Source organism: Pseudomonas sp. MPC6 (genome assembly GCF_006094435.1).
GTDB lineage: Bacteria > Pseudomonadota > Gammaproteobacteria > Pseudomonadales > Pseudomonadaceae > Aquipseudomonas.
In genome coordinates this window covers 689,524-707,373 of record NZ_CP034783.1, presented here as the reverse complement: position 1 = coordinate 707,373, position 17,850 = coordinate 689,524, and the positions used below count along the sequence as shown (strand labels likewise).

The 17,850-nt window shown below is 60.7% G+C and carries 12 protein-coding genes and 1 pseudogene; 6 read left to right on the top strand and 7 right to left on the bottom strand.

The window, feature by feature from the left end; genetic code table 11:
- Positions 1 to 175: 175 nt before the first annotated feature.
- Both ELQ88_RS05155 and ELQ88_RS05150 read right to left on the bottom strand, forming a co-directional pair.
- Complete coding sequence (locus ELQ88_RS05155) at positions 176 to 1,459, bottom strand: FAD-binding oxidoreductase (protein WP_128874317.1); 1,284 nt, start codon at positions 1,457 to 1,459, stop codon at positions 176 to 178.
- A gap of 121 nt (positions 1,460 to 1,580) precedes the next feature.
- The gene (locus tag ELQ88_RS05150) at positions 1,581 to 3,071 is read right to left on the bottom strand and encodes an aldehyde dehydrogenase family protein (protein ID WP_128874316.1); all 1,491 of its coding nucleotides are present in this window, start codon (positions 3,069 to 3,071) and stop codon (positions 1,581 to 1,583) included.
- 174 nt (positions 3,072 to 3,245) lie between these two features.
- Here ELQ88_RS05150 and ELQ88_RS05145 point away from each other — a divergent pair, with 174 nt between their 5' ends.
- The 3 genes from ELQ88_RS05145 (at position 3,246) to nadE (ending at position 6,455) form a co-directional block, all read left to right on the top strand.
- Positions 3,246 to 4,157, top strand: coding sequence for a LysR family transcriptional regulator (locus tag ELQ88_RS05145; RefSeq protein ID WP_128874315.1), 912 nt, complete (start codon positions 3,246 to 3,248; stop codon positions 4,155 to 4,157).
- A gap of 230 nt (positions 4,158 to 4,387) precedes the next feature.
- Positions 4,388 to 5,623 carry a nicotinate phosphoribosyltransferase gene (gene pncB, locus ELQ88_RS05140; RefSeq protein ID WP_128874314.1) on the top strand — a complete coding sequence of 412 codons (1,236 nt, stop codon included), beginning with the start codon at positions 4,388 to 4,390 and terminating at the stop codon, positions 5,621 to 5,623.
- A 4-nt stretch (positions 5,624 to 5,627) separates the two neighbouring features.
- A complete protein-coding gene (gene nadE / locus ELQ88_RS05135) occupies positions 5,628 to 6,455 on the top strand; it encodes an ammonia-dependent NAD(+) synthetase (protein WP_128874313.1) in 828 nt (275 codons plus the stop codon).
- A gap of 109 nt (positions 6,456 to 6,564) precedes the next feature.
- Here nadE and azu read toward each other — a convergent pair whose 3' ends face one another.
- Positions 6,565 to 7,011, bottom strand: coding sequence for an azurin (gene azu / locus ELQ88_RS05130; RefSeq protein ID WP_128874312.1), 447 nt, complete (start codon positions 7,009 to 7,011; stop codon positions 6,565 to 6,567).
- A 336-nt stretch (positions 7,012 to 7,347) separates the two neighbouring features.
- On the opposite strand from azu, the gene ELQ88_RS05125 reads away from it, so the two are divergent.
- From ELQ88_RS05125 to ELQ88_RS34530, 3 genes and pseudogenes are all read left to right on the top strand, one after another.
- Positions 7,348 to 7,935, top strand: coding sequence for a TIGR00730 family Rossman fold protein (locus tag ELQ88_RS05125; protein ID WP_138963997.1), 588 nt, complete (start codon positions 7,348 to 7,350; stop codon positions 7,933 to 7,935).
- A 68-nt stretch (positions 7,936 to 8,003) separates the two neighbouring features.
- Positions 8,004 to 8,192, top strand: coding sequence for a hypothetical protein (locus ELQ88_RS05120; RefSeq protein WP_128874310.1), 189 nt, complete (start codon positions 8,004 to 8,006; stop codon positions 8,190 to 8,192).
- Positions 8,193 to 8,320: 128 nt separating this feature from the next.
- Positions 8,321 to 8,401, top strand: a pseudogene (locus ELQ88_RS34530) (outer membrane lipoprotein carrier protein LolA); the annotation flags it as partial.
- A gap of 8 nt (positions 8,402 to 8,409) precedes the next feature.
- Here the strand turns inward: ELQ88_RS34530 and ELQ88_RS05115 are convergent.
- The 4 genes from ELQ88_RS05115 to ELQ88_RS05100 form a co-directional block, all read right to left on the bottom strand.
- A complete protein-coding gene (locus ELQ88_RS05115; protein WP_138963995.1) occupies positions 8,410 to 9,300 on the bottom strand; it encodes a transglutaminase family protein in 891 nt (296 codons plus the stop codon).
- Positions 9,300 to 11,786, bottom strand: a complete 2,487-nt coding sequence (locus tag ELQ88_RS05110; protein WP_138963993.1) for a circularly permuted type 2 ATP-grasp protein — start codon at positions 11,784 to 11,786, stop codon at positions 9,300 to 9,302. The genes ELQ88_RS05115 and ELQ88_RS05110 overlap by 1 nt, the downstream gene beginning before the upstream one ends.
- An 88-nt stretch (positions 11,787 to 11,874) precedes the next feature.
- Positions 11,875 to 15,150 carry a transglutaminase family protein gene (locus tag ELQ88_RS05105; RefSeq protein ID WP_138963991.1) on the bottom strand — a complete coding sequence of 1,092 codons (3,276 nt, stop codon included), beginning with the start codon at positions 15,148 to 15,150 and terminating at the stop codon, positions 11,875 to 11,877.
- Between the two features lie 265 nt (positions 15,151 to 15,415).
- Positions 15,416 to 17,719, bottom strand: coding sequence for a YgiQ family radical SAM protein (locus ELQ88_RS05100; RefSeq protein WP_138963989.1), 2,304 nt, complete (start codon positions 17,717 to 17,719; stop codon positions 15,416 to 15,418).
- Positions 17,720 to 17,850: the final 131 nt, after the last annotated feature.

Here is a 17,850-nt window from a genome sequence, read left to right as displayed (position 1 = left end):
GGCGCAACCCGCATGCGCCATCATTGCAACCGCGGTGCCAAACGACGTGCAACCTGCCTGTAACAACGTGCGTCACCGAAGTGCACACTGCTGGTGCGGGACTGCTACAAACCCGCACCACTACAGGCTAGTCGTTACCCGTAAAAGCGCCGCTTTCAGCAACATATTTCAACAATCAAATAACGATCCGCAGGCACTGGCCTGCGTGATACAGCGAAAAACCGGCTTCGTATAAACAGCTGCGCAATCCCGCCGCTGCCAATGGCTGCATGGGGGCGAAGGGAATCGGCAAAGCTTGAGGATTTCCGTTACACAAATAGTCGGCAAAGGCTTTGCCGACCACGGTGCCGGTCGTCACGCCCCGGCCGTTGTAACCGGTGACTGCCACTAGACCGGGCGCGGGTTCGAACAATCGCATTAGATGGTCAGGCGTGAACGCGATGCAACCGGTCCAGGTGCACTCCCACTCCACCGGTTTCAAGTAAGGGAAGTAGTGCTGCTGAACCCGGTCGGCCCAGGCCTTGAGGAACCAGGTCGGCTTCTTGTTGCCGTTCCCCAGACTGCCAAGCAGCAAGCGTCCGTCTTTATCCCGACGAATGCTGCTGAGGACCTGGCGGGTATCCCAGGAACCCTGGCCGCCGGGCAGGATTTGCTGCGCGGCCTCTTCGGTGAGCGGGACCGAGGCCACTTGATAGTAATAACCGGGGAAGAAATTGCGCCGCAACTCCGTCCAGTCGCCTTCGGTGTAAGCGTTGGAGGCGATGACCACTTGCTCGGCCAGCACCGAACCCTGCGCCGTTTGCACCGACCAGCGTTGGCCCTGACGTTCGAGTCGGGTCACCGGGGAATGATCGAACAGCTGACCGCCCAGGCTGATAGCCGCTTTGGCCAGACCTGTCGTATAAGCCATCGGGTTGATCGTGCCCGCACGTCGATCAAGCAGCGCAGCGGCAATCTTTTTGGTGCCCGTTGCTTGTTCGCACGCCTGCCCGGTCAGCAGTTCGACCGGCGCTCCGCGACGTTTCCATTGTTGCTCACGACTGCGCAGATCCTCTTCGCCACGGGCGTTGTGCGCCATGTGCAGCGTGCCTTCGCGGCGCAGTTGGCAATCGATGTGGTATTTGTCGACCAGGCTGAACACCAGGGACGGCGCCGCACCGAGCATGCGATTGAGCTGACTGCCCACTGCTTCGCCAAACCCTTCTTCGATCTCGTCCGGTGGAATCCACATCCCGGCGTTGACCAGACCGACATTGCGCCCGGAACCACCATGACCGGCACGATGGGCTTCCAGCACGCAGACACTTTTACCTTGTTCGAGCAAATGCACCGCCGCCGACAGACCGGTGAAACCGGCGCCGATGACGCAGACATCCACTTTCACTTCGCCCTTGAGCGCCGTATTGTCCGGCCTTTGCGGCGTCAGTTTTTCCCACAGACACTCTTCGCGTAACGGCATTGCCAGACTCCAACAGAAACCTAACAAACAAACAAACAAGCTTCGCTGGCAAGCCAGCTCCTACAGGTTATATGCCGTGACACAAACCATGTAGGAGCTGGCTTGCCAGCGAAAGGGCCCGTCAGTCGAACGTAATGCCCTGAGCCAACGGCAACTCCAGCGAATAGTTCACGGTGTTGGTCTGACGGCGCATGTACCCGCGCCATGCATCGGAGCCCGATTCACGACCACCGCCGGTTTCTTTTTCGCCACCGAACGCGCCGCCGATTTCCGCGCCGCTCGGGCCGATATTGACGTTGGCGATGCCGCAGTCGCTGCCCACGGCCGACATGAACTGTTCGGCTTCACGCACGTCAGTGGTGAAGATGCATGACGACAGGCCCTGTGGCACGGCGTTGTTCAGGCGCAGTGCTTCGTCGAAATCGTTGTAACCAACCACGTACAGGATCGGTGCGAAGGTTTCGCTGCACACCACATCGCTCTGCTCCGGCATCTCAACGATCGCCGGCGAGACGTAATAGGCATCAGGGAATTTATCTTCCAGTTGACGCTTGCCGCCGAATACCCGGCCACCTTCGCTCAACGCTTGCTCCAGTGCGTCCTGCATGTTTTCGAAACTGTGCTTGTCGATCAGTGGACCGACCAGGTTGCCTTCCAGCGGATGACCGATACGCACTTTGGAATACGCGGCCTTGAGGCGGGTGACGATTTCTTCCTTCACCGATTCATGGGCAATCAGGCGACGCAGCGTGGTGCAACGCTGGCCCGCGGTGCCAACAGCGCTGAACAGGATCGCACGCACGGCCATGTCCAGGTCGGCGCTTGGGCCGAGGATCATCGCGTTGTTGCCGCCCAGTTCGAGAATACTGCGGGCAAAGCGTGCGGCGATCTTCGGTGCCACTTCGCGACCCATGCGGGTGCTGCCGGTGGCGCTGACCAGCGCAACACGCGGGTCATCGACCAGGGCTTCACCGGCATCACGGCCGCCGATGATGACTTGGCTCAGGTGCGGTGGCGCGTCGCTGAAGTTTTTCAGGACCCGGTCGAACAGCGCCTGGCAGGCCAGGGCGGTCAGTGGGGTTTTTTCCGACGGTTTCCAGATCACCGGGTTACCACAGACCAGCGCCAGCGTGGTGTTCCAGGCCCAGACCGCGACCGGGAAATTGAACGCGCTGATCACACCGACAACGCCCAGCGGATGCCAGGTTTCACGCATATGGTGGCCAGGGCGCTCGGAGGCGATGGTCAAGCCGTACAGCTGACGGGAAAGACCCACGGCGAAGTCGCAAATGTCGATCATTTCCTGAACTTCACCCAGGCCTTCCTGGGTGATCTTCCCGGCTTCCCAGGACACCAGCTCGCCGAGGTCGGCCTTGTATTCACGCAGGATATCGCCCAGCTGACGCACCAGTTCGCCACGGCGCGGCGCCGGGACTTTGCGCCACAGTTCGAACGCATGATCTGCGCGACTGATGTGCTGCTCGACTTCGGCGGCGCCTTCCCAGTTCACGGCGGCGATCCGGCTGCCATCGATGGGCGAATGCACCGGCACTTTGCCGTTCTGATACAGGGCCGGGTTCACACCAAGACGATCAAGCAATGCGGCAACCATGGGTTACTCCTCAAGCAAAAAACAGAATGTGGGCAGCCGGAAAATCACGACTGATCAGACCTGTAGTTTTAGCGCCCCCGAGGTTACTCAACAAACGACCTTTAAGAGAGATATCATTCCGTTTATTCATGCTGTGCATTGCTGGCAATAAGAGACAAGAAGAAAGGACCGCCCATGCTGAACAAACGCTATCTGCCGTCGATCACCGCCCTGCAGTGTTTCGAGGCTGTGACCCGGCATTTGAGTTTCACCCGGGCCGCCGAAGAGCTGAACCTGACCCAGAGCGCGGTGAGCAAACAAGTCGCACAACTCGAAGAATTGTTGCAGCACCTGCTGTTCCGTCGGGTGCGCCGCCGTCTGCAAATGACCCCGGCCGGAGATTTGTACCTGGTAGAGGTGCGAAAAATCCTCACACAGGTCGAGATGTCGACCCATTACCTGCGTTCCTACGGTGGCGAAACCGAAGTCCTGCGCGTCTCCACGCCCCCGACCTTCGGCGCCCGTTGGCTGGTGCCACGCTTGAAAGGCTGGCGCCTGCGCCACCCATCGATCCACCTGGACCTGTGCAGCGAACAGGAAGCCGACGATCTGTTGCAGGGTCGCAGCGACCTTGCCTTCTATTTTGGCCAGGGTTCGCGCCCCGGCACCGAATGCCTGAAGCTGTTCAGCGAAGAGCTTGTTCCTGTGTGTGCACCGGGCAGCCTGCCGGATACGCCGTTCACCGATCCTACGCAACTCGCTGACCTGGTCCTGCTGCAAAACGCTTCACGCCCCCAGGCCTGGCATGACTGGTTCGACAGCCAGGGCTACCACACCGAGCACAGTTACCACGGCCCACGGTTCGAAACCTTCTACATGTGCATCCGCGCCGCCCAGGTCGGCTGCGGCGTGGCGCTGTTGCCGAAGTTTCTGGTGGAAGAGGAATTGGCCGACGGTAAACTGGTCATACCCTGGCAGCATGCGATGCCCAGCACCGACGCCTACTACCTGGCGTACCCGGAGCATGCGGCGGAAGTGCCGAAAGTGCGAGATTTTGTGAAGTGGATGCTGGAGCAGATTGATAGTCCCGTCGTGCCGACTATATAGGGCTGCCCCAATCCCTGTAGGAGCGGGCTTGCCCGCGAATCGGCCGGCACATCCAACATAAATGTTGACGGGTAGATCGCTTTCGCGGGCAAGTCCGCTCCTACAGGGATCTGCTGCGGTCTAAAAAAACGCTGGCAATCTTCACCACCGATATGCGCCACTAGCCCCATTCATTGAAACAGCTGCAACGTCGCTGCCACGGGCCGCGGCCAGCCTGGAGAACCCCCGTTATGAGCGAGAGTGTGTTTGCCGATCGTATCGTGCAGAACCTGCTCGACACCGACTTCTACAAACTGACGATGATGCAGGCGGTGCTGCACAACTACCCCAACGTGGAAGTCGAATGGGAGTTCCGTTGCCGCAACAGTGAGGATCTGCGCCCGTACCTGGCGGAGATCCGCTTTCAGATCGAGCGACTGGCCGAGCTGAGCCTGAGTGCCGACCAGTTGGGTTTCATGGAGCGCATCAGCTTCATGAAACCGGATTTCCTGCGCTTTCTCGGCTTGTTTCGCTTCAACTTGCGCTACGTCCATACCGGGATCGAAAACGGCGAGCTGTTCATTCGCCTGCGCGGGCCATGGCTGCATGTGATTCTGTTCGAAGTGCCGCTGCTGGCGATTGTCAGCGAAGTGCGCAACCGCTATCGCTACCGGGAAATCGTCCTGGAGCAGGCGCGCGAGCAGCTCTATCGCAAGTTCGACTGGCTGACCGCCAATGCCGGCAGCGATGAATTATCCGAATTGCAGGTTGCCGATTTCGGTACTCGCCGGCGCTTCTCGTTTCGCGTACAGGAAGAAGTGGTGAACGTGCTCAAGCACGATTTCCCCGGGCGCTTCGTCGGCACCAGTAACGTGCACCTGGCGCGTGAGCTGGACATAAAGCCGCTGGGCACCATGGCCCACGAGTGGATCATGGCCCATCAGCAACTCGGCCCGCGCCTGATCGACAGCCAGATCGCCGCCCTCGATTGCTGGGTCCGCGAATATCGGGGCTTGCTCGGGATCGCCCTGACCGACTGCATCACCACCGATGCCTTCCTCAGTGATTTCGACCTCTATTTCGCCAAACTCTTCGACGGCTTGCGCCACGATTCCGGTGATCCGGTGCTCTGGGCGGAAAAAGCCATCGCTCGCTATCACCAGCTTGGCATCGACCCGATGAGCAAGACGCTGGTGTTCTCCGACAGCCTGACGCTGCCCAAGGCCCTGGAGATTTTCCGGGCGCTGCGGGGTCGGATCAATGTCAGCTTCGGTATCGGCACCAACCTGACGTGCGATATTCCGGGTGTCGAACCGATGAGCATCGTGCTTAAAATGACCGCCTGCAACGGCCAGCCGGTGGCAAAGATCTCCGACGAGCCGGGCAAGACGCATTGCAAAGACCCGAATTTCGTCGCCTATTTGCGACACGTTTTCCAAGTACCTGCCGCCCTTTCCAGCACATCAAGTCTACCTAGCAAGGAGTGAATTCATGCAAGCCGTACAGCGTGAGATTGCTGAGCAGCTCAAGGTTCAACCGCCGTTCGCCGACCAGGCCGCCCTTGAGGCCGAAGTCGCCCGACGGATCACCTTCATCCAGGATTGCCTGGTCAATTCCGGGCTCAAGACCCTGGTGCTCGGCATCAGTGGTGGCGTCGACTCCCTGACTGCCGGCCTGCTGGCCCAACACGCCATGCGCGAGTTGCGCACACGCACAGGTGACGATAGCTACAAGTTCATCGCCGTGCGCTTGCCCTACGAAACCCAGTTCGACGAGCACGACGCCAAGGCCTCGGTGGACTTCATTGCCCCGGACGAGCGTCACACGGTCAACATCGGTCCGGCGGTCAAAGCCCTGGCCAGTGAAGTGGCAGCGTTCGAAGGCAAGCAGGCGGTATCGGTGGATTTCGTGCTCGGCAATACCAAGGCGCGGATGCGCATGGTTGCCCAATACACCATTGCCGGCGCAGCACATGGGCTGGTGATCGGCACCGACCACGCGGCGGAAGCGGTGATGGGCTTTTTTACCAAGTTTGGTGACGGCGCGTGTGACCTCGCACCGCTGAGCGGCCTGGTGAAGAATCAGGTCCGGGACATCGCCCGCAGCTTCGGCGCGCCGGAGTCGTTGGTGGAAAAAATCCCGACCGCCGACCTTGAGGACTTGTCGCCGGGCAAGCCGGATGAAGCGTCCCACGGCGTGACCTATGCCGAGATCGATGCATTCCTGCACGGCGAGCCGGTGCGTGAGGAAGCGTTCAAGATCATCTGCGATACGTTTAAAAAGACCCATCACAAGCGCGTGATGCCGTTCGCACCGTAAGCCGTAAATAAGTTGGCGCCTGTTCCGGCGCCGAAGAACGATGACTCGGTCTATCGTCAGGCACAAAAAAAGCGTCCCGAGCGGACGCTTTTTTTATGACTCGATTCGCTTACTTCAGGGTAACAGTCCCTTTCATCATCGAGATATGGCCCGGGAATGAGCAGAAGAACCCGTACTTCTCACCAGCAGCCAGCTTGGACACATCGAAGGTCACCGAGTCGGTTTCCTTGGCGCCGATGATTTTGGTGTGAGCGATGATGCGCGCGTCACCTTCCGGCAGGTAGTTCTTCTCGATGCCTGCGGCCAGACCCGCGGTGGCGATCGGCTGCATATCAGCCTCTTTGCTCAGCACCCAGTTATGACCCATGACGTTTTTCGGCAGGTTGCCGGAGTGTTTCAGCTCCACGGTGAACGTCTTGCAGCTCTTGTCGATGCTGATGTCCTTGGTATCGAAGGACATCTGGTCAGTCGAGTCGACAGTGACCTTGCACTCGGCAGCCATCAATTGGCTGCTGGCCAGTGTCAACAGGGATACCGCAACAAGTTTGGCAAACATGGTGAATCTCCAAGGCAGGGTTAACAAAGTGCGAATGGACAGAAGACTGCCTGAAAACTTCGCAAGTTCCTATGACCTGAATCAAAAATTGTATACAACTTTCGGGCTATGACACCTATCGAGACAATCTACCAGCCAGCGGTCAAGGACGGCCCTATCATCAGGTCAATCATTCTGGAGCGCCTGACATGTCCCTCAATAGCCTGTTGTGCAGTTTGCTCGCCGCCTATGCCTGTGGCGCCAGCGGCACCTGTGAAACACCCAAACGCGACGTTTAGACCTTGGACTGGCGCTTGCCTGCCTTTACTCTGTGGCCATCTGACCATGGAGCAAGGCATGTCTTTAGCGTCTGTTTGTGTATTTTGCGGTGCCAGTACCGGCACCAACCCGGCTTATCGTGAAGCGGCTGTCGCCCTGGGGCGGGCATTGGCCGAGCGCAAGCTGACCCTGGTCTATGGCGGTGGCGCCGTCGGGCTGATGGGCATCGTCGCCGATGCTGCGCTGGCGGCCGGTGGTGAAGTGATCGGGATCATCCCGCAAAGCCTCAAGGACAAGGAAATCGGCCACAGCGGCCTGACTCGCCTGGAAGTGGTCGACGGCATGCATGCGCGCAAGGCGCGGATGGCCGAGCTCAGCGACGCTTTTATCGCCCTGCCCGGCGGCCTGTGCACGCTTGAGGAATTGTTCGAAGTCTGGACCTGGGGCCAACTCGGCTACCACGGCAAACCGCTGGGGCTGCTGGAAGTGAACGGTTTCTACAGCAAATTGACCGGTTTTCTTGATCATATCGTCGGCGAAGGCTTCGTTCGCGAGGCGCACCGTGACATGCTGCAAGTGAGCGAATCGCCGCAAACCCTGCTCGATGCCCTGGATGCCTGGCAGCCGACAGTGGTGCCAAAGTGGACAGAGCAAAAACCCAGCTAACGGCTCGGCATCGATACAAGGCAGAATACGCGCCGCTCAACCTCACCTTCGACCCCAGAGGATCGCCCATGGCTAAACCCAATTATTCCTTCGCCAAACGTCAGAGAGACTTGGCCAAGGAGCAGAAGAAAGAGGAAAAGCTTCAGCGCAAGAAAGCTACCGCTGAAGAAGAAGCAGCAGCACTGAACCCAGATGCCGAAGGCGAAGTGGCTACAGACGAAACTGAAACACCGAAAGATCAGGCGCCCGACGCCTGAGACCCTCAGGGCCCGATGATCTGATCAGGCCCACCGGATCTGTGTCCAGGGTTGGCAGCGCCGCTGCTGACCCTCACAGCTCAATCTGAAATACCCCACATTCCCCTGTAGGAGCGAGCTTGCTCGCGATGGTCGTCAACGATAATGCCATACGCCTGACGCCCCGCGGTGCTCTCAGGTTTTTCGCGAGCAAGCTCGCTCATACAGTAGTTTCTGGTTAATCCAGTGGCATCACGGTGACCCGGACCTCAGGGTCATGGTTGCCGCCCCCCAGAATCACCCCGCGCAACGGCGAGACATCGGAGAAATCCCGGCCCCAGGCCAGGGTGATGTGCTCCAGCGCCGGTTGCACGTTGTTGGTCGGATCGAAATCGACCCAGCCCAGCACCGGGCAAAACACCGAGATCCAGGCATGGGACGCATCGGCGCCGATCAATCGCGGCTGCCCCGGTGGTGGTTGGGTCAGCAAATAGCCGCTGACGTATCGCGCCGCCAGCCCGCGGGAGCGTACGCAAGCGAGCATCAGGTGCGCGAAATCCTGACAAACACCGCGACGACGCTCCAGTACCTCCACCAGTGGCGTTGCCACTTGGGTTGCTTCGGCGTCAAAGGTGAATTCGCTGAAGATTTTTTCCATCAACGCCTGTACGCCGAGTAACAGCGGTCGCCCTTGGGGAAAACAACTCTGCGAAAACTCGACGAAGTTGCGTTTCAAATGCACATAGGGTGATTCAAAACGGAAACGGCAAGCATCCAGCAATTCTGGGGATAGCGGCTGACTGCTGTAGGTCAGCGCATTGCGCGTTTGCTCCCATGGGGGAGATTGACTGAAGTCGAGCGCAGGCCGGGCCAGCACTTCAACGGTGAGCCGGGCATTGACCAGCAATTCATCATGGGGCCGCTCGAACGCCAGCCGGGTCAGGGGATTGCCGAATACATCCAGCTCGTCCCGGCGTGAAGTCGGGTCCGGGCTGATCTGCAATTGCTGCTCGGTGCAACGCTGCCAGGCACAGGCCCGCGGCCACAGGTGCGCCAGTTGCTGGGCCAGGGACACCGGGCTGTCGTAGTGGTAATGGGTGTCGTGGAGAATCTGATAATGGGCGCTCATCAGACGGACACCGTGCGCTGGCTGACATCATCGACATGGGCAAAATGGCGCAAGGCCAGACGATCCGACACTTGTCCGCTGGCATCGGCGATCTGTTGCAACAGATCGGCCAGACCCTCGACCGCGGCGCGAACACTGGCCTCACCGAACAGCGGATTTTCCAGGCAGCCCAGATCGAAACGCGCCAGTTGCGCCACCAACAACGGCAGGCCTGCTTCGCGCGGCGCGCCAAAGTCGTCGTTCAAGCGCTTGAGTGTGCGGGTCACCAGCTTCAACTGGAACAGCACCGCATGAGGGTTCTGTTCATCGAGCAGCAACAGGTCCAGAACCGGTATCAATTGCGCCACCGCCAGATACCGCGAACGGTAAGTGATGCTGCTGTTCCCCAGTTCCAGCAGCCATTCCAGCCCGGCCTGATCGAAGGCATCGGCCCCCCGCAGAAATGCGGCGAGGCTGCTGCTGAGAAATTGCAGGCGCTCGATCCGTCGGCCAATCATCAGGAAGCGCCAGCCTTCGTCCCGGGTCATGTCGTCCAGGGCGAAACCGGACAACGCCGCCAGGGACATCACCAGACGGTTGAGAAAATCCAGCAGTTCGCCAAAATCCGCTTCATCGGTTTCCAGCGCCATGGCTTCGCGCTGCAACTCTACCAGCGCCTGCCAATTCTCCCGCGACAGCTTGCCTCGCACCTGGGAGGCCGCCCACTGCAAACGCTGCAGGTTGGAGCGCAGGCTGAACGGCCAGTCATCGCCGAGCAGCGCGGCCAACAAGCGCTCCGGCAACTCGCCTTCGTCCGGCAACAGATTCAGGCGCTCGCCCAGATCGACGGCCGCCTGCAAGGCCTGCGGATCGTCACCGTCGACATAGCGCGCCAACATGATCCGCAGCAACCGTGCACTGTCATCGCAACGCTCGCAGTAACGGCCGAACCAGTACAGGTTTTCCACCACCCGTGACGGCAGGTACGGATCGCGTCGCACCAGATCGCGCATCCCAATGTTGCGTCGGGTTTTCCATTGTTCGCCGCTCGGCGGACGATCCCCCAATACCCACGTGTCCTTGCTCGCACCGCCGCGTTGCATCGATACCACTTCGGCGTCGGCTTCGGCGGCCACCCGGGTCAGGCCACCGGGCAGCACCCGATACCCATTGCGGCTGGCTACGGCATACGCACGCATGCCGATGGCCCGTGGCTGCAGATGTCCGCCTTCAGCCTGCCACACCGGAGCCTGAGAAAGCTGCGCCAGTTCTTGCGCCACATAGGCATAAGGCCGAGCCTGCATGCGCTCGGCCAGGGCCTTGCGCTGTTTTTCACTCAAGTCACGGCCAAACACCGCAGCGAAGCTCTGGGACGGAAATGCCGGTTTGATCAGCAATTGCGGCAATTTCTCCAGTGCTTCGGCCAGCACGGGCGCTTCGCCGCACCACCAGGTGGCGATGGAGGGCAGGATCAGTGCTTCGCCGAACAGGAATTGATTGATTTTCGGTAAGAAACCCAGCAGTCCCGGCGACTCCAGCACGCCACTGCCAAGGGCGTTGGCCACCAGCACCCGGCCTTGCCGCACGGCTTCGAGCAGGCCCGGTACGCCGAGCGCGGAATCGGTACGCAATTCCAGCGGATCGCAGAAATCATCATCGAGACGCCGCATGATCGCGTGGACCCGGCGCAGGCCGTTCAAGGTTTTCAGATAGACCGTGGCATCGCGCACCGTGAGGTCGCCGCCCTCTACCAGTGGATAACCCAGCTGGCGCGCCAGATACAGGTGCTCGAAATAGCTTTCGTTAAAGCGGCCCGGCGTCAGCAACACCACCAGCGGCGCTTCATCATCGCTCGGCGCCTGACGGGCCAGGGTTTCCTGAAGCGTGCGGAAGAACCCGGCCAGATGCTGCACCTTCAAATCGCGGTACAACTCCGGAAAGGCTCGAGAGACGATGGTGCGGTTTTCCAAGGCATAACCGGCTCCGGACGGCGCCTGGGTCCGATCCGCCGTCACCCACCAGCGACCATCGGGGGTACGCGCCAGGTCCACGGCGTACAGATGCAGAAAGGCCCCGTCGGGCGGCGTAATGCCCTGACAGGGCCAGAGGAAGTTGTTGTGGCCAAATACCAACTCGGCGGGCAACAGGCCCTCGGCGATCAAGCGTTGCGGACCATAGAGGTCCGCCAGCACGGCATTGAGCAAGCGAGCCCGCTGCGCGATGCCCGCCGCCAACTGCTCCCACTCATCGGCCGCAATGACATGGGGCAGCAGGTCCAGCTCCCACGGCCGATCAGCCCCCTTGGGGTCGGCGTAGACGTTGTAGGTCACGCCGTTTTCCTGGATCTGTCGGGTCAGCAGCGCCTGACGCTGCACCAATTGCGCTGGCGTGCTGCGTTGCAATTGGTCGAACAGCCGCTGCCAGTGCGGGCGCACGGCGCCACTGTCATCAAGCAGTTCGTGGTAGGTGCCCGCCGTCAGCGGGTAGCGGTCAAGCAGATCAGGCATGGAAAGCTCGGCAGACAGCAAGGAACGGTCAGACTAACGCAGGCACATGACGCCCGGACATATGAACAATCCGAGCGTCGCGTACAGTTTAGAAACGTCGCAAATCGAGCGTCATCGGTAGCTCGTCGTTAATGTCCACATTCGGTACAGGAAGTTTCCCTGGCGTATGTCCGATGCGGAAGAAGCGCGCCATCCGCCGGCTTTCCGCCTCGTTGGCATTCACCGGCAGGCTGTCGTAGTTGCGCCCGCCCGGATGGGCGACGTGGTACTGACAGCCGCCCAGCGAGCGTTGCATCCAGGTGTCGAGCAGGTCGAACACCAGCGGCGCATGCACAGCAATCGTCGGTTGCAGGCAGTTCGCCGGTTGCCAGGCGCGAAACCGTACACCGGCGACGAATTCGCCGACCCGTCCGGTAGGCTGCAACGGCACTGGAATGCCATTACAGGTCAACAGATAACGCTGGGGCGGCAAACCGGTGAGTTTGACCTGCAAGCGCTCCAGGGACGAATCCACATAACGCACCGTCCCCCCCACCGCGCCCTCCTCGCCCAGCACATGCCAGGGCTCAAGCGCCTGGCGTACTTCCAGCTCGATGCCGCTGACCGCGTAATCGCCGACCTTGGGAAAACGGAACGCCAGATGCGCCGCAAACCACTCGGCACGTACGGGATAACCGGCGGCATTGAGGTCGAAAATGACGTCGGCGAAATCCTGCTCGATGAAATGCGGCAACAGAAATCGGTCATGCAGTTCGGTGCCCCAGCGCGCCAGCTTCGGCGGCGCATAGGGCTCGCGCCAGAACCGGGCGACCAGCGCCCGCAGCAGCAACTGCTGCGCCAGGCTCATGCGCGCATGGGGTGGCATCTCGAATGCTCGCAGCTCAAGCAAGCCAAGGCGACCGGTAGCGCCATCCGGCGAATAGAGTTTGTCGATACAGAATTCGGCGCGGTGGGTGTTGCCGGTGACATCGATCAACAGGTTGCGCAACAGCCGATCCACCAGCCAGGGCGCACACGCTTCACCTGGCTCGGGCATCTGGGCAAAGGCGATTTCCAGCTCGTACAACGCATCGTTGCGCGCCTCGTCAACACGTGGCGCCTGGGACGTCGGGCCGATGAACAGTCCGGAGAACAGGTAGGACAAGGACGGATGGTTGTGCCAGTAGCTGATCAGGCTGCGCAACAAATCGGGACGACGCAAAAACGGCGAGTCAGCCGGTGTCGCACCACCCAATACGAAATGGTTACCGCCACCGGTGCCGGTGTGCCGGCCGTCGATCATGAATTTCTCGGTGGTCAGTCGCGTCTGGCGCGCCTCTTCGTAAAGAAATTCGGTGCGTTCGACCAGCTCATCCCAGCTGGCGGACGGCTGCACGTTGACCTCGATCACGCCGGGGTCCGGGGTAATCCGGTAATTGCTCAGGCGTGGATCGCTCGGTGGCTCATAGCCTTCCAGCAACACCGGGCACTGCAATTCTTCAGCCGTGGCTTCGATGGCGCTGACCAGTTCCAGGTAGTCCTCGACCCGCTCCAGCGGTGGCATGAACAGGTACAGCCGGCCTTCCCTAGCCTCGGCACAGAATGCCGTACGGGTCAGCCAGTCGGCGGATTCATCGATCCCGGGCGCGCGCTCGTCAGCCACGGCAGGTTCACCATGGCTCTGCAGCTGTGCGGTGTCAGGCAATGGCGGGAAATCCTGGTTCGGGTCCTTGGGATGGATGAACGGATATTCCGCCGCCTTCACCCAAGGCTGCGACCCGAGCGGCAGGCGATAACCCAGGGGCGAATCCCCCGGCACCAATCGGCAGTGCTCGTCACGCAGGTACCAGCGACCGCTTTGCCACTGATCACCCTTGGCGGTGCGCGCCAGTGGCAGGACCTGACCGATCACCTTGTCCAGGCCCTGGCTGAAGACTTTGCGCAGGCGCGCACGTTCCAGGGGTTCTTCCAGGCGTGAGTCTTCGGCACTGACGTTCTGCGGCAAAGTCCCCTCGCGCCAGAGGTAATAGAAATTGTCTTCGTAGGCCGGGAACACAAAACGTGTCGGAATTTTCAGGCGCTCGGCGACACTCGCGAGAAAACGCCCGGCCAGTTCGCCATCAGCGCCGTAGTCTGCCTGCTCATCGGCGATCAACGCGCTGTTATGCCAGATCGGCACGCCGTCGCGGCGCCAGTAGCAGTTCAGCGACCAGCGCGGCAATTGTTCGCCGGGGTACCACTTGCCCTGGCCGAAATGCACCAGGCCCTCGGGCGCGTAATGCTTGCGCATGCGCTGGAACAGCTCGGCGGACAGGCGACGCTTGTCCGGCCCGAGCGCTGCGGTATTCCACTCGGCGCCGTCAGGGTCATCGATGGACACAAAGGTCGGCTCGCCGCCCATCGTCAGGCGTACGTCACCTTCGAGCAGGTCGGCATCGATCTGCCGCCCCAGCGCCTGGATCGCCAACCATTGCGCTTCGGTGTAAGGCTTTGTCACCCGCGGCGCTTCCCAGATCCGCTCCACGGACATTTCGTGGGTGAATTCACACTCGCAGGGCTCCACCAGGCCGCTGATCGGTGCCGCAGAGCCCGGATCGGGACTGCAGGCCAACGGAATATGGCCTTCGCCGGCGAACAGCCCGGAGGTCGCGTCCAGGCCGATCCAGCCTGCACCGGGCAGATAGACCTCGCACCAGGCGTGCAGGTCGGTGAAGTCCACGTCAGTGCCCGACGGGCCGTCGAGGCTTTTGACGTCAGCGGTCAGCTGGATCAGGTAGCCGGAGACGAAACGCGCCGCCAGCCCGAGGTTACGCAGCAATTGCACCAGCAGCCACGCGGAGTCGCGGCAGGAGCCGGAGGCCTGTTCAAGGGTGTGTTCCGGGGTCTGCACGCCCGGCTCCATGCGAATCAGGTAGCCGATGTCTTCGCTCAGTCGCTGATTGAGTGCAACAAGGAAATCCACGCTGGGCAGTGGTGTGCGGTCGATGCCCTGCAGATAAGCCTGGAACTTCGGGGTCAGGGGCAAGGTTTCCAGGTACGGCGCCAGTTCCTTGCGTTCGTCCGCGGCGTAGGTGAACGGGATCTGTTGCGCGTAGGGCTCGAGGAAGAAGTCGAACGGATTGAAGACTGCCATCTCGGCCAGCAGATCGACTTCGATCCGCAGCTCTGCGGTTTTCTCCGGAAACACCAACCGCGCCAGGTAATTGCCCTGAGGGTCCTGCTGCCAGTTGATGAAGTGCTGCCCAGGCGAGACTTTCAATGCGTAGGACAGTATTCGCGTACGACTGTGGGCGGCCGGGCGCAGACGAACGATCTGCGGTCCGAGCTCGACGGCGCGGTCGTAGCGGTAATGCGTGACATGGTGCAATGCGACATGAATCGACACGGCGTGCCTCCTGCGAGCCTTGAGCGTATTGGAGAGCGCGCAAGACTTATGCCATCGCGCAGCGCTGGCGCTTTCTCCGTTTGCTTGAGGCAGTACAGCACCAAAATCGGGCGATGCGGGAATTTGGTTTGGGGGGATTGCACGTTAATGTGGCGGCGAGTGCTGTCAGGGAAGTTTTAGAGTGACAGTCGCCCGGGCAAAACTTTCAAGCCTTAAACGCAAAACGCCAACCCGAGGTTGGCGTTCTGTTCAGCTCAAACGTGGCTTAGCGCGGTACGACCGGCTTGCGCGCAGGCTTCGGCCCCTTGCCTTTGGCCGCATCCTTGCGCTCCTTGGCTGCCTGCTGGTTGCGGGCGAACGCCGCAGCCTTGGCCTGTTCACGCTTGTCCCACGGGTTGCCGCCATCGCTGGCACGTGGCGGCAGGCCGGTGTGCTGGGTCAGGATCTTGGTGGTCTTCTCCCCTGCAACCTTGTGACTGCCGGCCGGCGTCGAGTTCTTGCGACGGGCGCTCTGGTAGCTGTCGGTCGCTGGCTGATGCAGCGGGATCAACTGGGTCTTGCCCGGCCCGATGAGGTCGGCGCGGCCCATGCGGGTCAGCGCTTCACGCAGCATCGGCCAGCCTTTCGGGTCGTGATAACGCAAGAACGCCTTGTGCAGGCGACGCTGCTCTTCGCTCTTGACGATGGTCACGGCGTCACTCTTGTAAGTGACCTTGCGCAGCGGGTTCTTGCCCGAGTGGTACATCGCGGTAGCGGTGGCCATCGGCGACGGGTAGAACGCCTGCACCTGGTCGGCGCGGAAGCCGTTGCCTTTGAGCCACAGGGCCAGGTTCATCATGTCTTCATCGGTGGTGCCCGGGTGGGCGGCGATGAAGTACGGAATCAGGTACTGCTCTTTCCCGGCTTCCTTGGAGTACTTCTCGAACATGCGCTTGAACTTGTCATAGCTGCCGATGCCCGGTTTCATCATCTGGTTGAGCGGACCTTCCTCGGTGTGTTCCGGGGCGATCTTCAGGTAACCGCCGACGTGGTGGGTCACCAGCTCCTTGACGTACTCCGGCGACTCGACCGCGAGGTCGTAACGCAGGCCGGAGGCGATCAGGATCTTCTTCACACCCGGCAAGGCACGAGCGCTGCGATACAGCTGGATCAGCGAAGAGTGATCCGTGTTCAAATTCGGGCAGATGCCCGGGAACACGCACGACGGCTTACGGCACGCCGATTCGATTTCCGGGCTCTTGCAGGCGATGCGGTACATGTTCGCGGTCGGGCCGCCGAGGTCGGAAATGACGCCGGTGAAGCCCGGGACCTTGTCGCGGATCTCTTCGATTTCGCGAATGATCGACTCTTCGGAACGGTTCTGGATGATCCGGCCTTCGTGCTCGGTGATCGAGCAGAAGGTGCAGCCACCGAAGCAGCCACGCATGATGTTCACCGAGAAACGGATCATGTCGTAGGCAGGGATTTTTTCCTTGCCGTACGCCGGGTGCGGAATGCGCGCATAGGGCATGCCGAACACGTAGTCCATTTCTTCGGTGGTCATCGGAATCGGCGGCGGGTTGAACCAGACGTCGACTTCGCCATGCTTCTGCACCAGCGCACGGGCGTTGCCCGGGTTGGTTTCCAGGTGAAGCACGCGGTTGGCGTGAGCATAAAGAACCGCGTCACCGCGGACTTTTTCGACCGATGGCAGACGAATAACGGTCTTGTCGCGCGTCATTTTCGGGCTGGCAAGGATCTGTATAACCTTGGCTTCAGTCGGGTCTTCAACCGGGCCTTTTTCCTGCTCGATGGCGCAAGCCTGGGTGTCCTGGGTGTTCACATACGGGTTGATGATCTTGTCGACCTTGCCCGGACGGTCGATGCGCGTGGAGTCGACTTCGTACCAGTCTTTCGGCGTGTCGCGACGGATGAACGCGGTGCCGCGCACGTCGGTGATGTCTTCGATCTTGTGACCGTAGGACAGACGCTGGGCGACTTCGACGATTGCCCGCTCGGCGTTGCCGTAAAGCAGGATGTCGGCGCAGGCGTCGATCAGGATCGAGTTGCGCACCCGGTCCTGCCAGTAATCGTAGTGAGCGATGCGGCGCAGGGAGGCTTCGATGCCACCCAGCACGATCGGCACGTTCTTGTAGGCTTCCTTGCAGCGCTGGCTGTAGACCAGGCTCGCACGGTCCGGACGCTTGCCCGCCAGGCCACCGGGCGTATAGGCATCATCGGAGCGAATTTTCTTGTCGGCGGTGTAGCGGTTGATCATCGAGTCCATGTTGCCGGCCGCGACACCGAAGAACAGGTTCGGCTCGCCGAGCTTCATGAAGTCGTCTTTGGACTGCCAGTCTGGCTGGGCGATGATCCCGACGCGGAAGCCCTGGGACTCCAGCAGCCGGCCGATGATCGCCATGCCGAACGACGGGTGATCGACGTAAGCATCACCGGTGACGATGATGATGTCGCATGAATCCCAGCCAAGCTGATCCATCTCCTCCCTGCTCATGGGCAGGAATGGCGCTGGCCCGAAACATTCGGCCCAATATTTTGGATAGTCAAATAACGGCTTGGCTGCTTGCATGTCGATGACCGGTGTTGAGATGAAAAATCGCGGGCGCGGAATATAGCACAAAATTTAACCAATTCCGACAACGGTGGTCGGTTTCTCTTCGATCCACCGCGCCCCGCACAACAGACCCGAACGATACGCGC